13 protein-coding genes are annotated in these 18,256 nt (G+C 73.0%); 9 read left to right on the forward strand and 4 right to left on the reverse strand.

Features of this window, described 5'->3' with window-relative positions:
* Nucleotides 1-335: 335 nt before the first annotated feature.
* Nucleotides 336-1,226: an NAD(P)-dependent oxidoreductase gene (locus tag FZ103_RS14380; RefSeq protein WP_156001640.1), complete on the reverse strand. Its 891-nt coding sequence runs from the start codon at nt 1,224-1,226 to the stop codon at nt 336-338.
* An 860-nt stretch (nt 1,227-2,086) separates the two neighbouring features.
* On the opposite strand from FZ103_RS14380, the gene FZ103_RS14385 reads away from it, so the two are divergent.
* On the forward strand, nt 2,087-2,380 hold the full coding sequence (locus FZ103_RS14385) for a hypothetical protein (RefSeq protein ID WP_156001641.1): 294 nt from the start codon (nt 2,087-2,089) through the stop codon (nt 2,378-2,380).
* A gap of 1,968 nt (nt 2,381-4,348) precedes the next feature.
* On the opposite strand, the gene FZ103_RS14390 is transcribed toward FZ103_RS14385, so the two are convergent.
* Nucleotides 4,349-5,125 (reverse strand): DUF4239 domain-containing protein, encoded by a 777-nt coding sequence (locus FZ103_RS14390; RefSeq protein WP_156001642.1) that lies wholly within the window; start codon nt 5,123-5,125, stop codon nt 4,349-4,351.
* 698 nt (nt 5,126-5,823) lie between these two features.
* Between FZ103_RS14390 and FZ103_RS14395 the strand changes: the two genes are divergently transcribed.
* The 6 genes from FZ103_RS14395 to FZ103_RS14420 all read left to right on the forward strand — a co-directional run bounded on the left by FZ103_RS14395 (nt 5,824) and on the right by FZ103_RS14420 (nt 15,276).
* A complete protein-coding gene (locus FZ103_RS14395; RefSeq protein WP_186356294.1) occupies nt 5,824-6,834 on the forward strand; it encodes a LacI family DNA-binding transcriptional regulator in 1,011 nt (336 codons plus the stop codon).
* Nucleotides 6,835-6,989: 155 nt separating this feature from the next.
* On the forward strand, nt 6,990-8,219 hold the full coding sequence (locus tag FZ103_RS14400) for an extracellular solute-binding protein (protein WP_156001643.1): 1,230 nt from the start codon (nt 6,990-6,992) through the stop codon (nt 8,217-8,219).
* Entirely contained in the window at nt 8,219-9,106 is an 888-nt protein-coding gene (locus FZ103_RS14405; RefSeq protein WP_156001644.1) for a carbohydrate ABC transporter permease, read from the forward strand. Before FZ103_RS14400 ends, FZ103_RS14405 begins: the two co-directional genes overlap by 1 nt.
* Before the next feature lie 8 nt (nt 9,107-9,114).
* The gene (locus tag FZ103_RS14410; protein ID WP_186356295.1) at nt 9,115-9,936 is read left to right on the forward strand and encodes a carbohydrate ABC transporter permease; all 822 of its coding nucleotides are present in this window, start codon (nt 9,115-9,117) and stop codon (nt 9,934-9,936) included.
* A 132-nt stretch (nt 9,937-10,068) separates the two neighbouring features.
* Nucleotides 10,069-12,045, forward strand: a complete 1,977-nt coding sequence (locus FZ103_RS14415; RefSeq protein ID WP_186356296.1) for a TIM-barrel domain-containing protein — start codon at nt 10,069-10,071, stop codon at nt 12,043-12,045.
* Between the two features lie 345 nt (nt 12,046-12,390).
* Nucleotides 12,391-15,276, forward strand: a complete 2,886-nt coding sequence (locus tag FZ103_RS14420) for a glycoside hydrolase family 3 protein (RefSeq protein WP_156001838.1) — start codon at nt 12,391-12,393, stop codon at nt 15,274-15,276.
* Nucleotides 15,277-15,329: 53 nt separating this feature from the next.
* Here FZ103_RS14420 and FZ103_RS14425 read toward each other — a convergent pair whose 3' ends face one another.
* Entirely contained in the window at nt 15,330-15,944 is a 615-nt protein-coding gene (locus FZ103_RS14425) for a TetR/AcrR family transcriptional regulator (protein ID WP_156001645.1), read from the reverse strand.
* Nucleotides 15,945-16,076: 132 nt separating this feature from the next.
* On the opposite strand from FZ103_RS14425, the gene FZ103_RS14430 reads away from it, so the two are divergent.
* Nucleotides 16,077-16,508 (forward strand): nuclear transport factor 2 family protein, encoded by a 432-nt coding sequence (locus FZ103_RS14430; RefSeq protein WP_156001646.1) that lies wholly within the window; start codon nt 16,077-16,079, stop codon nt 16,506-16,508.
* A 175-nt stretch (nt 16,509-16,683) separates the two neighbouring features.
* Nucleotides 16,684-17,463: a PRC and DUF2382 domain-containing protein gene (locus FZ103_RS14435; protein ID WP_156001647.1), complete on the forward strand. Its 780-nt coding sequence runs from the start codon at nt 16,684-16,686 to the stop codon at nt 17,461-17,463.
* Between the two features lie 54 nt (nt 17,464-17,517).
* Here FZ103_RS14435 and FZ103_RS14440 read toward each other — a convergent pair whose 3' ends face one another.
* The gene (locus FZ103_RS14440) at nt 17,518-18,081 is read right to left on the reverse strand and encodes a dihydrofolate reductase family protein (protein ID WP_156001648.1); all 564 of its coding nucleotides are present in this window, start codon (nt 18,079-18,081) and stop codon (nt 17,518-17,520) included.
* Nucleotides 18,082-18,256 lie beyond the last annotated feature (175 nt).

Below are 18,256 nucleotides of genomic sequence, written 5' to 3' on the forward strand. Positions count from 1 at the left end.
CCGTGCGGCTGGCTGAGCGGGGTTTGTGCCGTGCGCAACCGCATCCTCGTGCCGCCAAACCGGCCCGGCGCGGCCGGTTCAGGCCAGTCGGCGTAGTCGGCGGGAGGGGCCGGTCCGGCGGCTCGCCGCTCGCGCGCCCCGGCTGCGGCGGCCGTGCGCCGCCCGCCGGGCGAGCAGGCCGGCGGGCCGCCCGCGAACACGGCCGTAACAGGCGCCCGAGTCCTGCCTCCCGGAGCCCTCCGCGCGTACGACGCATCCGCGGCCGCCGGGCGCCGCCGGGGCCGCCGCCGTGGTTTTCCGGCGGCGAGCGCGGATTCGCGGCGCGGATTCGGGCGCTACCCCTGAGGAAAGCTCGCGTAGTACCCCGCGGCCATGTCGTCGCCGCCGTGGCCGGAATCGGCGGCGCGCAGCATGCGGTCCTCCGTGGCGGCGGCGAGGTCCAGGCGCAGGCCGACGCCTTCGGCCGCTTCGCGCACCAGCCGCGCGTCCTTGGCGGCGTTGGCGACCGAGAAGCTGGGCGTGTAGTCGCCGCCCAGGATGACGTCGGCCTTGGCGTGCAGGTACCCGCTGTCGAGCGGGCCGCCCGAAACCAGGTCGAGGAAGCTGCGCGGGTCCACTCCCAGGCCCTCGGCGAGCGCCAGTGCCTCGCCGGTTGCCGAGGTCAGCGCCAGGACCCAGCTGTTGGCGACGAGTTTCAGCCGGCTCGCCGCCCCGATCTCGTCCAGAGCGACGGTGCGCGAGCCGATCGCGTCGAAGACCGGCGCCGCGCGCCGGCGCGCCCGTTCGGATCCCGCCGCCAGCACGGTGAGCGCCCCCTGCTCGGCAGGGGCGCGGGTGCCCAGCACCGGCGCGTCGACGAACTCCAGCTCCAGCTTCGCGGCGCGCGCGGCCAGCCGCTCGGTGGCGGCCAGGCCCGCCGTGGTGGTCTGCGCCCAGACCGCGCCCCGCGGAGGCGCGACGCCGGCCATCACGGACTCGACCGCGTCGCCGTCGGTGAGCATCGTGACGACGACCTCGGCGTCGGCGACGGCGTCCGCAGGGCTTTCGGCGACGGTGCAGCCGTGGTCGGCCAGCGGCCGGGCCTTGGCCGCGGTGCGGTTCCACACCTTTACCGGGATGCCGGCGGCCGCGATGTTGCGGGCCATGGGCGCGCCCATGATTCCGGTGCCCAGCACGGCGACGCGGGGAGTGTCCGTCGCGGGCGTGGATGGTTCGGTCGGTTCCATGCCCGCTTGCTACCCGCCCGACTGGGCGGCGCAACGTCGCCCGCGAGCGGGCCGGGCACTCCGCCGGTGTCCGACCTGGCCCCCTGGTCGGGCGCCGATCGACCGGTTCGGGATGTGCGGGGAATCGGACGCGGTTACCGCAGGTGTGGCGGCTTTGTCGTGGGGCTTTCGACGTCAGGCTGTTTCGGGCCGGTGCCAAAGTCCACTGCCGAGCGGTCGGATCGCCGGTGCGGGCGCCGCCGGGGCGCACCGTCCGACCCAGCGGCCCCGCCGGTCCCTGCGATCGCGTGTTACAAGAGGGCCAGCCAGAGCCGCCCGGACGAGGGGATCCGACGCCCATGGCCCCAGGACGCAGTCGCATCGGCGGTCGGCGCCGCGCGCGGTTGTGCGCGTGTGCGCTGGCCGTCTTCGCCCTCGGCTCCACGCTCGGCGGACAGCCAGCCGCCGCCGCGGACACGGAGCAGGCGGGTGCCACGGGCGCCCCGCCATCATCTGCGGGAGCCGCAGTTCCCGCGGAGCCGCCGGCACGGCCGGAGCCGCCGGCAGCACCCGAACCTCCGCGCCTGCCCGCACAGCACGGCCCGCACCCACCGTCCGACCCCGCTGATCCCCCGGCTCCGGCGGCGCCGCCCAAGCCGCCCAACCCGCCCGTGCCGCCGGAACCTCCCCAACCGCCCCCGCCACCGGAACCGCCGGAACCTCCCGACCCGCCGGAGCCGCCGCTGCCGCCGGACTGCCCTGAACCGCCCGAGCCCGCCCCCACGGAACCTTCGCCTCCTCCGCTTCCCGCACCTCCGCTTCCCCCGGAGCCGCCGGAACCGGATCCCCCGGCGCCCCAGGAGCCTCCCGAGCCGCCGCAGGTGCCCGCGCCTCCGCCGCCGCCCGATCCTCCCGCGCCCGCCGAACCGGAGGCTCCCGCCATCCAAGAGGCGGCGGCGCCGGCCCCGGTCCCCGCGCCCCCGCAGCCGCCGGAGTCACCCGAGCCCGTTCCGGTCCGGCCGCGGCCGACCGATGAGGCGGAGTTCGTCGGCGCCCCGCTGATCGAAAGCACGCAACGCGACGGCCCCGACGGGTTCGAGCCGCTGCAGATCATGGTGATCGCCGTCCTGATCGCCGTCGCAGCCGGCGTCGGAGCCTCAAGCGCGCGCCGCTAGCTCGTCAGCTCTCCCGTGGCTCGGGTCCCGTTCGGCACGTCTCGCGGATCGGAGCGGGTGAGCGCCGGTGGAACGCCCGGCGAGGACGGCGAGCGGGCGACGCGGCAGCGACGACAGCGCAGGGCTCAGCCCGCGCGAAACGGTCCGGGTGCCCGCCGGTGACGGTGAGCGACGGGGGCCGGCGACGGCGGCGGGGGTTCGGGCCGGCGACCACCGGCCAAGGACGGTGCATGGCCGATCACCTGACAAGGCGGCGACGACACCGCAGGGCTCAGCCCGCGCGAATCGGACCGGGTGCCCGCCGGTGACGGTGAGCGACGGGGGCGACGAGGTCGGCGAAGGGTTGGGCCCGCCCGAGTCGGTTCGGATGCCCGCCGGTGACGGGAAGCAACGGGGGCAGCGACGACCGCGGAGGGCTCAGCCCGCACGGATCGGCCCCGGTGCCCGCCGGTGACCGTGGGCAACGGGGGGCGGCGACGGCAGCGGGGGTTCGGGCTGTGCGGTCACCGGCTGCTGGAGGCGGATGGCGGGTCGCCCGACGGGGGCGGCGAGGTCGGCGGGTGGCTCGGCCCGCGGGGATCGGTTCGGTGGGCGCCGGTGGCGCGCGCGACGGGCGGCGCGACCGGCGAGCATTCCGGTACGCCCCACCAACCAACGCGTCCGCCCCGAAACCCGGAACGCCCGATTTAATCTAACTCCCCAACGGCGATCTTGTATCTGTGGTCACTTGTGAACGCTCACAATGACCGCAGGTACAAGATCGCCGCCGCTGGGAGCGCCGACCGCGAGGTGTTGCCTCCGATGTCCCGGTTCGTCCGCCGGGTTGGCTGCCGGACCGCCCCCCGGTTCGCGTCGAGGGTGTCGGGGCCACACTCGGCGCCGAGTGTGGCCCCACCGACACCCTCGACGCGGGAACCGGACACGGAACCCCGACATTCGGCACCTTCGGGGCGGCGGCGGGGCGACGAGGCGCGCCCCGCGACCGCCGGGGCGAACTCCGGCCGCGCGGAGGGCCGTCCGCGACGTCGACTCCTCCCGCGATGTCCGGTATACGGGGGCGCCGGGGCGGCCCGCACGACCCGGATCGGCGATGATCATGGCATTTGGACCGGGGATCCGCACCCGAAGCGATCCAAACGCGCACCTCGCGGCACCCCGGCCGCCTCCACCCCCGCCACAGCCCGACATTCCGGGCAAACCACCCCGGTATCCTTCCGCATCCCGGAAGATCCGGGGTTGGGGTGCGCCGCACGCACCCACCGCGCGCCATCGGCGGGCATCGTGGCCCCACCCGGAGTGAAATGCCCGAAACGTCCGCGCCCGGGCGGTGTGTAAGAACGGCGGGGGCCGCTTTGCAGGAACCCACCGGGCACCCCCTGGGGCGGCCACCACCGAGGCTGCGGCAATGGGTGCGCCCCGCGAAGCGCGGTCACAGCTTGCCGCCGAGCGCACGCAGTCCTTCCCAGGTGGAACCGCACCACCGGTGGCGGGCCTCCGGCGCAAAGGTGCGCCGTGCGCTCGGCGGCAAGCTGGCGCACCGCGCTTCGCGCATCACAGCCCCATTGCCGCAACCTCCTGTGGTGACCGACTCCTTGAACACGACGTCGGCGGCTCCCACCGCCGCCGGCAACCGGTGATCGCTCGGCCCAGCCGTCGTCGGCCGTCGCTGCCTCGTCGCATGGGCCACCGGCGGGCACCCGAACCGATGATCGCCGACCCCAACCCCCGCCGCCCATCGCCGCACCGTCGCACGCCCGACCGGCGGGCACCGGGACCGATGGGCACGGGCCAAGCCCTGCGCTGTCGTCGCCGCCCGTCGGGTGGCCCGCCGTCCGCCGCCGGCAACCGGTGACCGCCGACCCCAACCCCCGTCGGCCATCGCCGCCCCGTTGCAAGCCCGACCGGCGGGCACCCGAACCGATCCGCGCCGGCTGGCCTCCGGCCGCCCGGCCGCCGGATCCGGGCGGCTCATCCGCCCGCTGCCGAGGCGTCGATGCGGTCGAAGCCCGCCAGTGCGTCCTGGAACGCGCCGGAGTCGGTGGCCAGGACGCCCGAATAGGGGTTGTCCAGGAAGAGCAGCAGCCCCAGCGTCGCCGCGACGAAAACCAGGTTCACGAGGGCCCAGAAGAGCCGCGCCCGCGACCGGCTCACCTGCATGCCGAAGGGCAGCACCACGACGGCGAGCCCGCTCACGGCCGTGGCCAGCGTGACGAAGCGGGGAACGTGGTCGGCCGCGGAGTCGGCGCGCTGCACGCGGGCCTGGACGAGGTCGGTGATGTTCTGCCGGGCCTGCAGCTTCTCCAGGGCGTCGGCGGGGTCCTGCGAGGGCACCCGGTTCACGCTGATGCGCAGGCGGTCCAGCGCGGCCGATGCGCTCGGGGCGAGCTCGCGCCGCTCGCGCATCGCCGGCCAGTCCGCGCGGACGACCGCGCGGACGTAGTCGCGCACGTCGGCGCGCACGCGTGCGCCCTCCTCGGCGGGGAAGGCGGCGGTGTTCCAGTACAGGGCGGTGGCGTGGCCGGCCTCCTCGACGGCGGCGTCGGCCGCCCCGCGGTTGTTCTCCCAGCCGATGACCAGGCCCATCGCCAGCGCAATGAGGTAGATCGACAGGACGCAGGGTGCGATGAGGATGCCGATGGGGCCTTCGGAGTCGTCGGCGGAGATGACGAACTTGCGCGCGACCACTATGCCGACGACCAGAAGTAGGGCGAGGACGACGAAGACCACGAGGATGCTGACTGTCATTGGCTCTCCCGTTCTCCGGCTTCGGGATACCGGAGCCGAGCGGCACCGGATGGCTATCGGCGATTCGAAAACGGCGTGGACGGCTCATGCTTTACCATCGGCTTTTGCGGCACTTCAGCCCCGTGCGCGTTCGCGGAATCCGGGGCGCGCGGCGGCGCCGCGATCCGGCCGTCGCCGGTGGCCTGTTCTAGGCGCGCTCCAATCGCGACACCTCGGCGAACACGGGCCGCCGCGGGAATTCCGGTCACTTCGCTCCGCTCGCCCGCTCACCGGGGACCGCCGGACTCGATGTACGCAGGGATGTCAGCGCGCATCGACCTGGCCGCCAGGTGGACTCCGGATATGCGGCGAATCGCCGTTCAGTCGGCGAATGGAAAAGTCCTTCGTATTCCCGGTCATTTCCCGCCACGATTTCCCCGTCCGCGATCCGGAAAGGCGTCCTACGGCTGCGGCGATCGACGGCCGGGCACGCGGCCGTTCGTCCGCCGGCCCGGATCCCTGCGGGATTCCGCCTCGGCCTCTTCATCCCGACGCGCGCCCATCGGGGCGGCGCGGCGAACGCAGCAAGCGGCTCCCCCGCCGATCCGCTTCACCCCACCGATCCGCTTCGCACCATCGGCCCGCTTCCCCCCATTGCGCCCGCTGTGTGATACGCGTAACATCCAGGCCGTCGAAGCGGTTCGACTCAGGAGGCCGATGTGCGTATCTCCGACGTCGCCCGGCACGCCGGGGTGTCACCGAGCACGGTCTCCTATGTTCTCAGCGGCAAGCGCTCGATCTCCGCGGCCACCCGCGAACGCGTCCTGGAGAGCATCGAGACGCTCGGCTACCAGCCGCACGCCGGAGCCCGCGCCCTGGCCAGCAACCGCTCCAACGTGATCGCCCTGGTCGTCCCGCTGCGGCCGGGCATCCACGTCCCCGTCGCCATGCAGTTCGCCGTCTCGGTGGTCACCAGCGCCCGCGATCGCGAGCACGACGTGCTGCTGCTCACCCAGGCCGAGGGCGAAAGCGGGCTGCGCCGCGTCGCCGGCACCTCGATGGTCGACGGCATCATCGTCATGGACGTCGAGGTCGACGACGCCCGCATCCCCACTCTGCGCTCGCTGTCCCACCCTTCGGTCCTGATCGGCGTCCCGGCCGACACCGAGGGGCTGACGTGCATCGACCTCGACTTCGAGGCGGCCGGGCGCGCCTGCGTGGCCCACCTGGCCGCGCTGGGCCACCGCGAGGTCGCACTGATCGGGCAGCCGCCCTCGGTCTACGAGCGCCGCACCGGCTTCGCCGAGCGCACGGTCGCCGGATTCGAGGCCGAAGCGCGCGAGCGCGGGGTCGCGAACACCGTCGTGCCCTGCGACGCGGCCCCCGCGGCGGTCACCGCCGCAGTCACCCGGCTGCTGCGCGAACGCCCCGGGCTGACCGGGATCGTGGTGCACAACGAGCCGGCCGTCGCACCGCTGCTGGAGGCCGTGCGCGGCCTGGGCCGCGAGGTCCCCGCCGACCTGTCGGTGGTGGCCATCGCACCCGACGACCTCGCCACGGAGGTCTCGCCCCCGCTGACCTCGGTCAGCCTGCCCGCCGAGGAGGTGGGCGGGCGCGCCGTCTCGCTGCTCATGGACAAGCTCGACGACATCGACCCGCCGGAAGTGACACTCCTTCCGCCGCGCCTCGTGCCGCGGGCGAGCGCCGCCGCTCGACCCGCCCCGTCCTGACCCGAACGTCGACCCGTCCCGACCCGCCGCCGACCCCGCCCACCTCCGACCAGCCGTCCCACCCCCGATCCCCGCTCGCCGGCTCCGGCCGTCCCCGTCCCCATTCCCGCCCGTCAGCGCAGTCGAAGCGCTTCGACACGCATAAGGAGCGCCCCATGCCCACCGGTCACCGCACGCACCGCCTGCGCGGATCCTCCGCCCTGGCCGCCGCCGGCCTGCTCACCCTCACCACCGCCTGCGGCGGCGGAGGGGGCGGGGAGGTCACCTCCCTCACGGCCATGGACTACAACCTCGCCGAGCCGCAGAACGGCACCACGAAGAAGATGCTCCAGGAATGCGGCGAGCAGGCGGGGGTGGAGATCGAACGCGAGGCGCTGCCCCGCGACCAGCTCATGCCCCAGCTCCTCCAGGGAGCCTCGCAGCAGGAGCTGCCCGACCTGATGCTGATCGACAACCCCGACCTGCCGCAGGTCGCGGCCACCGGGGCGCTGCTTCCGCTGGACGAGGCCGGCTTCGGCACCGAGGGCTTCTACCCCAGCGTGCTGCGGGTCGGCACCCACGACGACACCCTCTACGGCATCGCGCCGGGGGTGAACGGCTTGGCGCTGTTCACCAACACCGCCGTACTGGACGACGCCGGCGTCGAGCCGCCGCGGACCTGGGGCGAGCTGCGCGATGCGGCCGCCGAGCTCACCCGGGGCGACACCAAGGGGTTCGCCTTCTCGGCCATCGGCCACGAGGAGGGCACCTGGACCTTCGAGCCGTTCCTGTGGAGCAACGGGGCCACACTGACCGAGCTGGACTCCCCCGAGGCGGTCGAGGCGCTGGAGCTGTGGTCGGACCTGGTCGAGGAGGGCTCGGTCTCGCAGTCGGTCGTCAACTGGTCGCAGGCCGACGTCAACGACCAGTTCCTGGGTGAGCGGGCCGCGATGATGATCAACGGCTCCTGGCAGCTGCCCGTGCTCGACGAACAGGACATCGACTACGACGTCGTCCCGCTGCCGGTCCCCGAGGCCGGCGCCGACCCCGCCACGCCCATGGGCGGCGAAGTCTGGGCGATCGCGCGCAACGGCGGCGAGCGCGAGCAGAAGGCCGTCGAGGTGCTGCAGTGCCTGCTCAGCGACGACAACATGCGCCAGTGGGCCGAGCTGAACGCCTACGTACCGGCCAAGGAGGACCTGGCCCGGGCGCTCGCCGAGGAGAACCCGCAGATGGCCCCCTTCGTGGAGTCGGTGCCCACCGCGCGGGCGCGCACCGCCGAACTGGGCGAGCACTACCCCGACGTCTCCTCCGCCATCGCCGACGCGATCCAGCAGGCCCTGGCCGGTTCGGGCACGGCGAAGGAGGCGCTGGCCCAGGCGCAGCAGTCGGTCCCGGACGCCTGATGGCGGCCAGGATCGGGTTCCTCGCACCCATCGTCGTCTACCTGGCCGCCTTCTTCGGCTACCCGCTGGTCGCCAACATCACGATGGCCATGCGGGAGTACACCGCCGCGTCGTTCTACACCGGCGAGGCGCCCTTCGTCGGGCTCGCGAACTACGCGGCGGTGCTGAGCGATCCGGTCTTCGGCACGGCGATGGCCAACACGGCGGTGTTCACCGCCGCCTCACTGGCGTTCCAGTTCGGGATCGGGCTCGCGCTGGCCGTCTTCTTCCAGCGGCACTTCCCGCTGAACGGGGTTCTGCGGTCGCTGCTGCTGATCCCCTGGCTGCTGCCGCTGGTGGTCTCGGGCACGGTCTGGCGGTGGATCTTCGACCAGGAGTACGGAGTCCTCAACCAGACGCTGCTGGGACTGGGCGTGATCGACTCCGCCGTGCCGTGGCTGTCGAGCACCGCGATGGCGCTGCCGTCGGTGACCGTCGCCAACATCTGGGTCGGCATCCCGTTCAACATGGTCATCCTCTACGGCGGGCTGCAGAGCATCCCCGCCCACCTGTACGAGGCGGCGGCCCTGGACGGCGCCGGCCCCTGGCAGCGGTTCCGCCACGTCACCTGGCCGCTACTGCGGCCGGTCAGCGCGGTGGTGCTGATGCTCGGGCTCGTCTACACGCTGAAGGTCTTCGACGTGATCATGGTCCTCACCCAGGGCGGGCCGGCCAACGCCACCCAGACCCTGACCACGTGGTCCTACTCGCTGTCGTTCGGGGAGCTGGACTTCGGCCTCGGAGCGGCGGTGGGCAACCTGCTGATCATCATCGCGCTGGTGTTCGCCCTGTTCTACCTGCGCGGGCTGCGCACCTTCGGCGCCTCGCCCGCGCGGAAGGGGAGGTAGCCGTGGCCGTGCGCCGCAGAGTCCGCACCGCGTTCACCACGGTCACCGCCCTGGTGATCGTGGGGGTGCTGCTGTTCCCGCTGTACTGGATGGTCAACGCCTCGCTGCAGCCGGCCACCGGACTGCTGGAGACACCGCCGCGCTGGTTCCCCGCCGGCGGAACCCTGGACGGCTACCGCCAGGCGCTCGCCAGCCAGGGGCGGCCACTGCTGAACAGCATCGTCATCGCGGCGGGCACGGTGGCGCTGACCCTGGCGCTTTCGGTGCCGGCGGCCTACGCGCTCAGCCGGTTCCGCATGCGCGGGACCGGCGTGCTGCTGTTCGCGCTGCTGCTGGTGCAGATGGTGCCGGGCATCGTGATGGCCAACTCGCTGTATGCGGTGATGAACCGGACCGGGCTGCTGAGCACCTATCCGGCGCTGATCCTGGCCGACTCCACGGTGGCCGTGCCGTTCGCGGTGCTCATCCTGCGGGCGTTCATGGTCACCATCCCCGCCGAACTGGGAGAGGCGGCCATGGTCGACGGCGCCGGGCACGGCCGCGTGCTGTGGTCGGTGGTGCTGCCGGTGAGCCGCAACGCCATGATCACGGCGGCGCTGTTCGCGTTCCTGTTCTCGTGGGCGGACTTCCTCTTCGCGGTGACGCTGAACTCCGACGAGGCGGTCATGCCGGTCACGGTCGGCATCTACCGCTTCATCGGCGCGCACACCGCCGACTGGAACGCCGTCATGGCCACCGGGGTCATCGCCTCCATCCCCGCCGCCGTCCTGCTCGTCGTCGCCCAGCGCTACGTCGCCGCCGGCGTCACCGGAGGCGCGCTCAAGGACTGACCGCCGGCCCCGCTGCGGCGCCGGACGGCGCCGCAGCGGGGCCCGACCACCGCCCACCAACCACGAACCCGCCCCGCGACGACGAGGACCGGGGCGGCTCCTGCCGAGCCGGTCGAAAAGGAAGGACAACGCGTGCTGCACGAGATCGACGGCGGCGTCGAATGGCACGGCGGCCACCAGGTCGTGCGCGTCGAACCCTGGGGCGCCGACAGCGTCCGCGTGCGGGCCGGGCTCTACCGCCTGCGCTCCGACATCCCCGGTGCGCTGGGCGAACGCCCCCACACCGCGGCCAAGCCCCGAATCGAGGGCGGCACCGCCCACCTGGTCAACGGAGAGATCACCGCCGAGGTCGGCGACGACGGCATGCTGCGGTTCCTGCGCACCTCCTCGCGCAGTGAACTGCTGGCCGAGCAGCGGGCGCACTTCTGGTGGCCGGGCCCGCGCGCCTACACCTCGACCGGAAACGGCTACTACCGCATCGAGCAGCGCTTTCGCGCCTACGACGGGGAACGGGTGTTCGGCCTGGGTCAGCACACCCACGGCCTGTTCGACCAGAAGGGCGCGGTGGTCGACCTGGTGCAGCGCAACGCCGAGGTCTCCATCCCGTTCCTGTTCTCCTCGCGCGGCTACGGCCTGCTGTGGAACAGCCCCGCGGTGGGCCGGGTGGAGCTGGCCGGCAACGGCACCCGCTGGGTCTCCGACAGCGCGCGCCAGATCGACTACTGGATCACCACCGGCGCCGACCCGGCCGGGATCATGGCGAATTACGCCGATGCCACGGGCCACGCGCCGATGCTGCCGGAGTGGGCCTCGGGCTTCTGGCAGTGCAAGCTGCGCTACAAGACCCAGCAGGAGCTGATGGAGGTGGCGCGCGAGTACAAGCGCCGCGGCCTGCCGCTGTCGGTGATCGTCGCCGACTTCTTCCACTGGACCCACCTGGGCGACTGGCGGTTCGATCCCGACGAGTGGCCCGACCCCGCCGGCATGGTGCGCGAGCTTCGCGAGATGGGCACCGAGCTGATGGTGTCGGTGTGGCCCTCGGTCAGCCCGCTGTCGGAGAACTTCGGCGAGATGCTGCGGCGCGGCCTGCTGGTGGCCACCGAGCAGGGGCCGCCCGTGCACGCCGACTGGGCCGACAAGGGCGTCGACGGCAAGGTGCAGGTCTCCTTCTACGACGCGACCAACCCCGAAGCGCGCGCGTTCGTGTGGGACAGGGTGCGGCGCAACTACCACGATCTGGGCGTGCGGGTGTGGTGGCTGGACGGCTGCGAGCCCGAGATCAAGCCCGGGCACCAGCACAACCTGCACTACCGCGCCGGGCCGGGCGAGGAGGTGGCCAACATCTACCCGGCCGAGCACGCGCGCGGATTCTACGAGGGCATGCGCGAGGCCGGGGAGAGCGAGGTCGTCACCCTGTGCCGCTCGGCCTGGGCGGGCAGCCAGCGCTACGGCGCCGCGCTGTGGTCGGGGGACATCGCCGCGACGTTCGAGTCGCTGCGCACCCAGATCCGCGCGGGGCTCAACGTGGCGATGTCGGGCATCCCGTGGTGGACCACCGACATCGGCGGGTTCCACGGCGGCGACCAGGACTCCCCCGAGTACCGGGAACTGCTGGTGCGCTGGTTCCAGTACGGGGTGTTCTGCCCTCTGCTGCGCCTGCACGGGTTCCGCGAACCCTTCGTCGACCACCTCCACCCGCAGATGTCGGGCGGGCCCAACGAGGTGTGGTCCTACGGCGAGGAGGTCTACGGCCACCTGCGCAGCCTGCTGTTCCTGCGGGAGCGGCTGCGCCCCTACGTCATGGAGCAGATGCGCACCGCCCACGAGCGCGGCACACCGCCGATGCGCCCGCTTTTCGTGGACTTCCCCGGCGACGAGCGCGCCTGGGACGTCGACGACGCGTTCATGTTCGGACCCGACGTGCTGGTGGCGCCGGTGACCGAGTACGGGGCGCGCGAGCAGGACGTGTACCTGCCGGAGGGCACCCGCTGGGAGGACCCCTACAGCGGCGACGTGCTCCCCGGGGGGATCCGGGTGCGCCTGGCCGCGCCGCTGGACCGGGTGCCGGTGCTGGTGCGCGCGGGGGCCTCGGTCCCCGTGGCCGGCTGAGTCCGGCCCGATCCCCGGCCGGACGCACTGCGGACGGCCGAACCGGGTGCGCGGGCGCCGGCCTCCTCCGGCGGCCGCGCGCCTCCTCCGGCGGCCCGCGGGCCGCCGGCCCTCCGACCCCGACCCCGACCCGAATGGAAGCCGAGCAGGACACGACCCCCGGAACGTCCCCGGAAGAAGCGAGGTAGCACGGTGAACCCGAGCATCCCCCATCCGCCTCCCCCGACCTCCGCCTCCCCTCCCCCGCGCCCCTCCGCGCCCGCGCGCGCCCGCGCGGGCCTGATCGGGCCCCTGCGGGCAACGGCGGCCCGCGCCCTGCGCGGGGCCGCGCTCGTCCTTGCGGCGATGCTCGCCGCCGGCGCGGCTGCATCCCCGGCATCGGCCGACGACCTGCCCTTCCGCGACCCCGATCTGCCCGTCGACGAGCGGGTCGCCGACCTGCTGGGGCGGCTGACACGCGACGAGAAGATCGCGATGCTGCACCAGTACCAGCCGGCGATCCCGCGGCTGGACATCGGCGCGTTCCGCACCGGGACCGAGGCGCTGCACGGCGTCGCCTGGCTGGGCGAGGCGACGGTGTTCCCGCAGTCGGTGGGCCTGGGCGCCACCTGGGACACCGGGCTCGTGCGACGCGTCGGCGACGCCGTGGGCACCGAGATGCGCGGCTTCCACGTCCAGGACCCCGCGGCGCACGGGCTCAACGTGTGGGCGCCGGTGGCCGACCCGCTGCGCGACCCCAGGTGGGGGCGGAACGAAGAGGGCTACTCCGAGGACCCCGCGCTGGTCGGCGCGATGGCCACCGCCTACACCGGCGGGCTGCGCGGAGACCACGACTTCTACCTCAAGACCGCGCCGACGCTGAAGCACTTCGCCGGCTACAACATCGAGGAGAAGCGTGACCGGATCTCGGTCACCGTCCCGCCGCGCGCGCTGCACGAGTACGTCTACCCGGCGTTCCGCCCGGCCATCGCGGCGGGCAACGCCACCGGGGTGATGGCCGCCTACAACCTGATCAACGGTCGGCCGGCGCACCTGTCCCCGCTGCTGGACGACGTGCGGTCCTGGTCCGACCACGAGGCCATGATCGTCAGCGACGCCTACGGCCCCTCCAACGTGGTCGACACCCAGGGCTACTACGACACCCACGCGCAGTCGCACGCGGCGATGCTCAAGGCCGGCATCGACAGCTTCACCGACCAGGGCACCGACTCCTCGCTGACGATCCAGGCCGTCACCGCGGCGCTGGAACAGGGCCTGATCAGCGAGGCCGACATCGACCGAGCCCTGAGCCACAGCCTGTCGATCCGGTTCCGGCTGGGCGAGTTCGACCCCGACTCGCGCAACCCCTACGCCGACATCACGCCCGCGGCCATCGACTCCCCCGAGCACCGGAAGCTGGCGCAGGAGGCCGCCACCGCGCAGATGACGCTGCTGAAGAACGACGGCGCACTGCCGCTGGACCCGCAGCAGGACACCGACGTCGCGGTGGTCGGGCCGCTCGCCGACACGCTGTACGAGGACTGGTACAGCGGCACCATGCCCTACGAGGCGACTCCGGCCTCGGGCATCGCCGACCGGCTCGGCGACGCGGGCTCGGTGACCACGGCCGACGGAGCCGACCGGATCCGGCTGACCACGCCCGGCGGCGGCGCGGTCACGGCCTCCTCCGCCGAAGACGGCGGGGTGCTGCGCGTCGAGGACGGCGGCAGCGCCGGCGACCAGGCCATCAGCGTGTTCGAGTGGGGCGAGGGTGTGGTCACCCTGCGCACCGAGGCCAACGGCAAGGTCGTCGGCCTGGGCGAGGGCAACCGGCTGTTCAACGACCAGGACCAGCCCAACGGGTGGTTCGTCCAGCAGCTGTTCCGCTTCGAGGAGGTCGGCGGCGGCCAGGTGGTGCTGAAGTACGACGGATACGACACCTGGAACCGCAAGTACGTGTCGATCGGGCAGGACGGCGCGCTGACCGTCGGCGCAGACACCCCCGAGGAGGCGGCCCGCTTCGAGGTCGAGACGCTCGCCGACGGCGGCGAGCAGGCCGTCGAAGCGGCTTCGGGCGCCGACGCCGCGGTGGTCGTGGTGGGCAACATGCCCTTCATCAACGGGCGCGAGACCGACGACCGCGAGGACATCGCTCTGCCCGCGGCCCAGCGCGAGCTGGTCCAGGCGGTGGCGGAGGCCAACCCGAACACCGTCGTCGTGCTGGAGTCCAGCTATCCGCAGGCGGTGCCGTGCGCCCAGGAGCACGTTCCGGCGCTGCTGTGGACCTCCCACGCCGGGCAGGAAACCGGCAACGCGCTGGCCGCGGTCCTCTTCGGCGACGCCAACCCCGCGGGCAGGCTGCCGCAGACCTGGTACCGCTCGGTCGAGGACCTGCCGGACATGCGCGACTACGACGTCATCGACTCGGGGCACACCTACCAGTACTTCCCGGGCGAGCCGCTGTACCCGTTCGGGCACGGGCTGTCCTACACCGACTTCGAGTACGGCAGGCCCGAGCTGGACCGCAAGCGGATCGGCGCCGACGGCAGCGTGACCGTGCGGGTACCGGTGACCAACACCGGCGACCGCGCCGGCGACGAGGTGGTGCAGCTCTACACTCAGCAGAACCGCTCGCGGGTGGAGCAGCCGATCAAGGAGCTGCGCGACTTCGAGCGGGTGCACATCGAGGCCGGCGAGACGGTCACCGTGGAACTGGAGGTCGAGGCCGCCGACCTGGCGTTCTGGGACGTCACCCGCGGCAGGATGGTGGTCGAGCGGGCGGGCCACGACGTGCTGGTCGGGGCCTCCTCCGCCGACATCCGGCACCGGGCGCGCATCCAGGTCGAGGGAGAGCGCATCCCGCCGCGCGACCTCACCGGTGACGTCCGCGCCGCCGACTTCGACCGCTACTCAGCGGGTGTCGAGCTGGTCGACGAGAGCAAGACCGAGGGCACCGCGGTCGCGGGCTCGGCGGGCGGCTGGATCGCGTTCGACGACTCCGACCTGCGCGGCCTCACTGCGTTCACCGCCCGCACCGCCCGCGCCGAGGAGGGCGGTGCCGCCCTGGAGATCCGCCTGGGCTCCCCGGACGGCCGCCTGCTGGGCACCGCCGAGGTCCCCGCCACCGGCGGGAAGTACGAGTACACGCAGATCACCGCCGACCTGGAGAAGGCCGGCGGCCGGCACCGCGACGTCTACCTGGTCTTCACCGCGGACCTGCGGCTGAGCGGGTTCTCCCTGAGCACGGAGTAGCCCCCGTGCACATCGGCCGGGCCGCCCGGAGGAGATGGGCGGCCCGGCCGCCGTCATTCCCGCCGCAGCCCCGTTTCGATGACGGCCAGGGTGCGGCTCTGGAGGTCGGGGGGCCACGCCGACTGGACGGCGGCCTGGGTGGTGGCGGTCAGCAGGGCCATCACCTCGTCGATCCGGGCGTCGGGGCGGACGGCGCCCGCCTCCTGCGCCCGGGCGAGCAGGGCCGCTACGGCCGCCCGCAGCTCGTCGACCTGGTCGGCGACCCGGATGGGGGATCCCGCATCCGCGAGGGCGCCGACCACCGTCCGCTTGGCGGAAGCCTGGGCGAGCACCCGGGAGAAGAAGGCGAACAGGGCCGTGGCCGGGTCACCGCTGGCAAGCAAGGCGTCGGCCTCGTCGGCGAGCTGCCGCCTGGCCTCCTTCATGATGGCGGCGAGCAGGTCGTCCTTGGTCGGAAAGTGGCGGAACACGGTGCCGACCGCGACTCCCGCGCGCCGGGCGACCTCTTCGGTGGCGGCGGAGGCGCCCTGTTCGGCGAAGACCTCCTCGGCTGCCCGCAGGATGCGCGCGCGGTTGCGCCGGGCGTCGGCGCGCAGCGGCCTGCCGCCGTCCGCGGCACCGCCGCTGCCCGTGGAGGAAGGGGAGGAGGAGGGATCGCCGCCGGTCATCGTGCCTCTCGCGGTGGTGACTACAGAAACCCTGGACAAGATGAGTGTCCACTCATATTCTCATCGTGAGTCGACGCTCATCTTACCCACGCCGGCGCGTCCGGCCGGTGCCAGACGAATACGGGAGCCCGCATGTCCACAGCAACCGGAACCGGACCGCTCGACGGCCCCGCCGAGGCGTTCGCCAGATTCCGCAGCCTCGTGCTCGCCAACGACGGAGCAGGCTTCACCGGCGACATGCTCGCCGAAGACGTGCTGGTCGAGTTCCCCTTCGCCCCCGAAGGCGGCGTGCGCGACGTCCGCGGTCGCGAGGCGTTCCTCCGCTTCGCCCGAGCCGGCCGCGCGGCGCTGCCCGTGCGGTTCACCGGCGTCCACGACGTGACCCTGCACGAAACAGCCGACCCGGAGGTCGCCGTCGCCGAGTACTCCCTCGCCGCCGAGCACGTCGCCACCGGCAGAACTCTCCGCAGCGCCTTCGCCATGGTCCTGCGCGTCCGAGACGGCCGCATCGTCCACTGCCGGGAGTACCAGAACGCCGCGGCGATGGCGGCGGCGTTGACCTGACGCCCGTCCTCGCAGCTGTGACCCGGGCACGGATCACCTCAATGGCATCCCCAATGTTGGTTTTACTCACACAATGTCTGAATTGCCGCTGTTCAGGGCGGTTATGGAGTCCGTAGCACTCCGGGCACGCTCGGTAGGGCGTGCCGCCGCCACACAGCGAATGGGGGGACAGGCCATGGCGATGAATATGGAGTCGCAGCAGCTGGTCGGCCGCCGAGTCCTGGACAGCGACGGCAGCAGCGTCGGCAGGATCGGCCAGGTCTACTACGACGATCGTTCCAACGAGGCCAAGTGGGTCACGGTTCGCACGGGCCTCTTCGGCAACCGGGAGAGCTTCGTGCCGCTGCAGGGGGCGCACACGGTGGAGGACGACGTCCAGGTCCCCTACAGCAAGCACGAGATCAAGGACGCACCGCACTTCGACGTCGGCCAGCGCATCTCCCCCGATGAGGAGAGGCGGATCTACGAGCACTACAACGCCCCCTACCCCGGCGTCCCGGAACCGCGCTCAAGCGGCGAGGAGAGCCGGGCGCAGGAGGGCGGGACCGCCCGTCAGGAGGCCTCGGGAGCCCAGGCGCCGGGCGCCGACACCGACGAGGTCTCGATGACGCGGTACGAAGAGCGGGTCAGCGTCGGCTCGGAACGCGCGGAGAGCGGCCGAGTGCACCTGCGCAAGCATGTCGAGACCGAGGAGTTCGAGGAGACGGTCCCCGTCACGCACGAGGAGGTCAGGGTCGAACGCGAACCCGTGGAGGGCGCCGAGCCCGGTGGGCGGATCGAGGCCGAGGACGAGGAGATCGTCCTGCACGAGGAGCACCCCACGGTCTCCAAGGAGTCCGTGCCCGTGGAGCGGGTGCGGGCCCGCAAGGAGGAGGTCACCGAGGACCGGACCGTCCGCGGTGAGCGCCGCAGGGAGCGCATCGAGCTGGAGGGGGACGAGGAGCCGCCCGCGTAGGGACGGGCCCGATCCCGCCGCCCGCGCCGCGGCCGGCCCGGAACACCGGGCGCCTCAGGGCTTGCGGACGGTATAGCCCAGATAGACCGTTCCGCCGGTGAAGCGGTGCTCCTCTTCGAGGGTGAGGTCGAGGCGGACGCCGTCGGGAAGGGCGCGGGTGCCGCCGCCCACGATCGCCGGGACGAGGAACAGGCGGATCTCGTCGACCAGGCCGGCCGCGATGGCGTGGGCGGCGAGGGTGGGGCCGGAGATGCTGAGCGGGCGGTCGGCCTGCGCCTTGAGGCGGGCGAGCGCGTCGGGGTCGAAGCTCCGCTCGACGCTGGTCCTGGCCGTGGCGGGCGCCTCCAGCGTGGTGGAGTACACGATCTTCTCGGCGGCCCGCCAGATGTCCGCGAAGTCGCGCATGAGGGGCGAGTGCTCGGCCAGGGACGGGTCGGTCTCCCAGACCGCCATCGTCTCGTACATGCGGCGGCCGTAGAGGCAGGTGCCGGTCAGGCGCTCCTGGTCGTTGATGAAGGCCATGACCTCGGCGTCGGGCTCGGCCCAGTCGAAGCGGCCCTCGGGGTCGGCGATGTAGCCGTCCAGCGACGCGATCATCGAGAAGTACAGATCGGCCATCGGGCCTCCTCGGGCCGGCCGCCGCCGCGGATCGGCGCGCGGTCATCGCCCCCGAGCCTACGGCCAGACGCCGACACTGCGCGGGATCCTCGCGGATCCGCGCCGGCGTCGCCGAGTACGGCGGCCGGTGCGAACCGGAGGGCGGCGCCCCGCCGGTTCGCACCGGCCGTTTTCA

It is taken from the genome of Streptomonospora sp. PA3 (assembly GCF_009728995.1).
GTDB lineage: Bacteria > Actinomycetota > Actinomycetes > Streptosporangiales > Streptosporangiaceae > Streptomonospora.

Coding starts and splice junctions, on each gene's coding strand:
- FZ103_RS14425 (WP_156001645.1), bottom strand. CDS start 15,944: ATGACCGGCGGCGATCCCTCCTCCTCCCCTTCCTCCACGGGCAGCGGC.
- FZ103_RS14405 (WP_156001644.1), top strand. CDS start 8,219: ATGGCGGCCAGGATCGGGTTCCTCGCACCCATCGTCGTCTACCTGGCC.
- FZ103_RS14435 (WP_156001647.1), top strand. CDS start 16,684: ATGGCGATGAATATGGAGTCGCAGCAGCTGGTCGGCCGCCGAGTCCTG.
- FZ103_RS14420 (WP_156001838.1), top strand. CDS start 12,391: ATGCTCGCCGCCGGCGCGGCTGCATCCCCGGCATCGGCCGACGACCTG.
- FZ103_RS14390 (WP_156001642.1), bottom strand. CDS start 5,125: ATGACAGTCAGCATCCTCGTGGTCTTCGTCGTCCTCGCCCTACTTCTG.
- FZ103_RS14400 (WP_156001643.1), top strand. CDS start 6,990: ATGCCCACCGGTCACCGCACGCACCGCCTGCGCGGATCCTCCGCCCTG.
- FZ103_RS14430 (WP_156001646.1), top strand. CDS start 16,077: ATGTCCACAGCAACCGGAACCGGACCGCTCGACGGCCCCGCCGAGGCG.
- FZ103_RS14380 (WP_156001640.1), bottom strand. CDS start 1,226: ATGGAACCGACCGAACCATCCACGCCCGCGACGGACACTCCCCGCGTC.
- FZ103_RS14440 (WP_156001648.1), bottom strand. CDS start 18,081: ATGGCCGATCTGTACTTCTCGATGATCGCGTCGCTGGACGGCTACATC.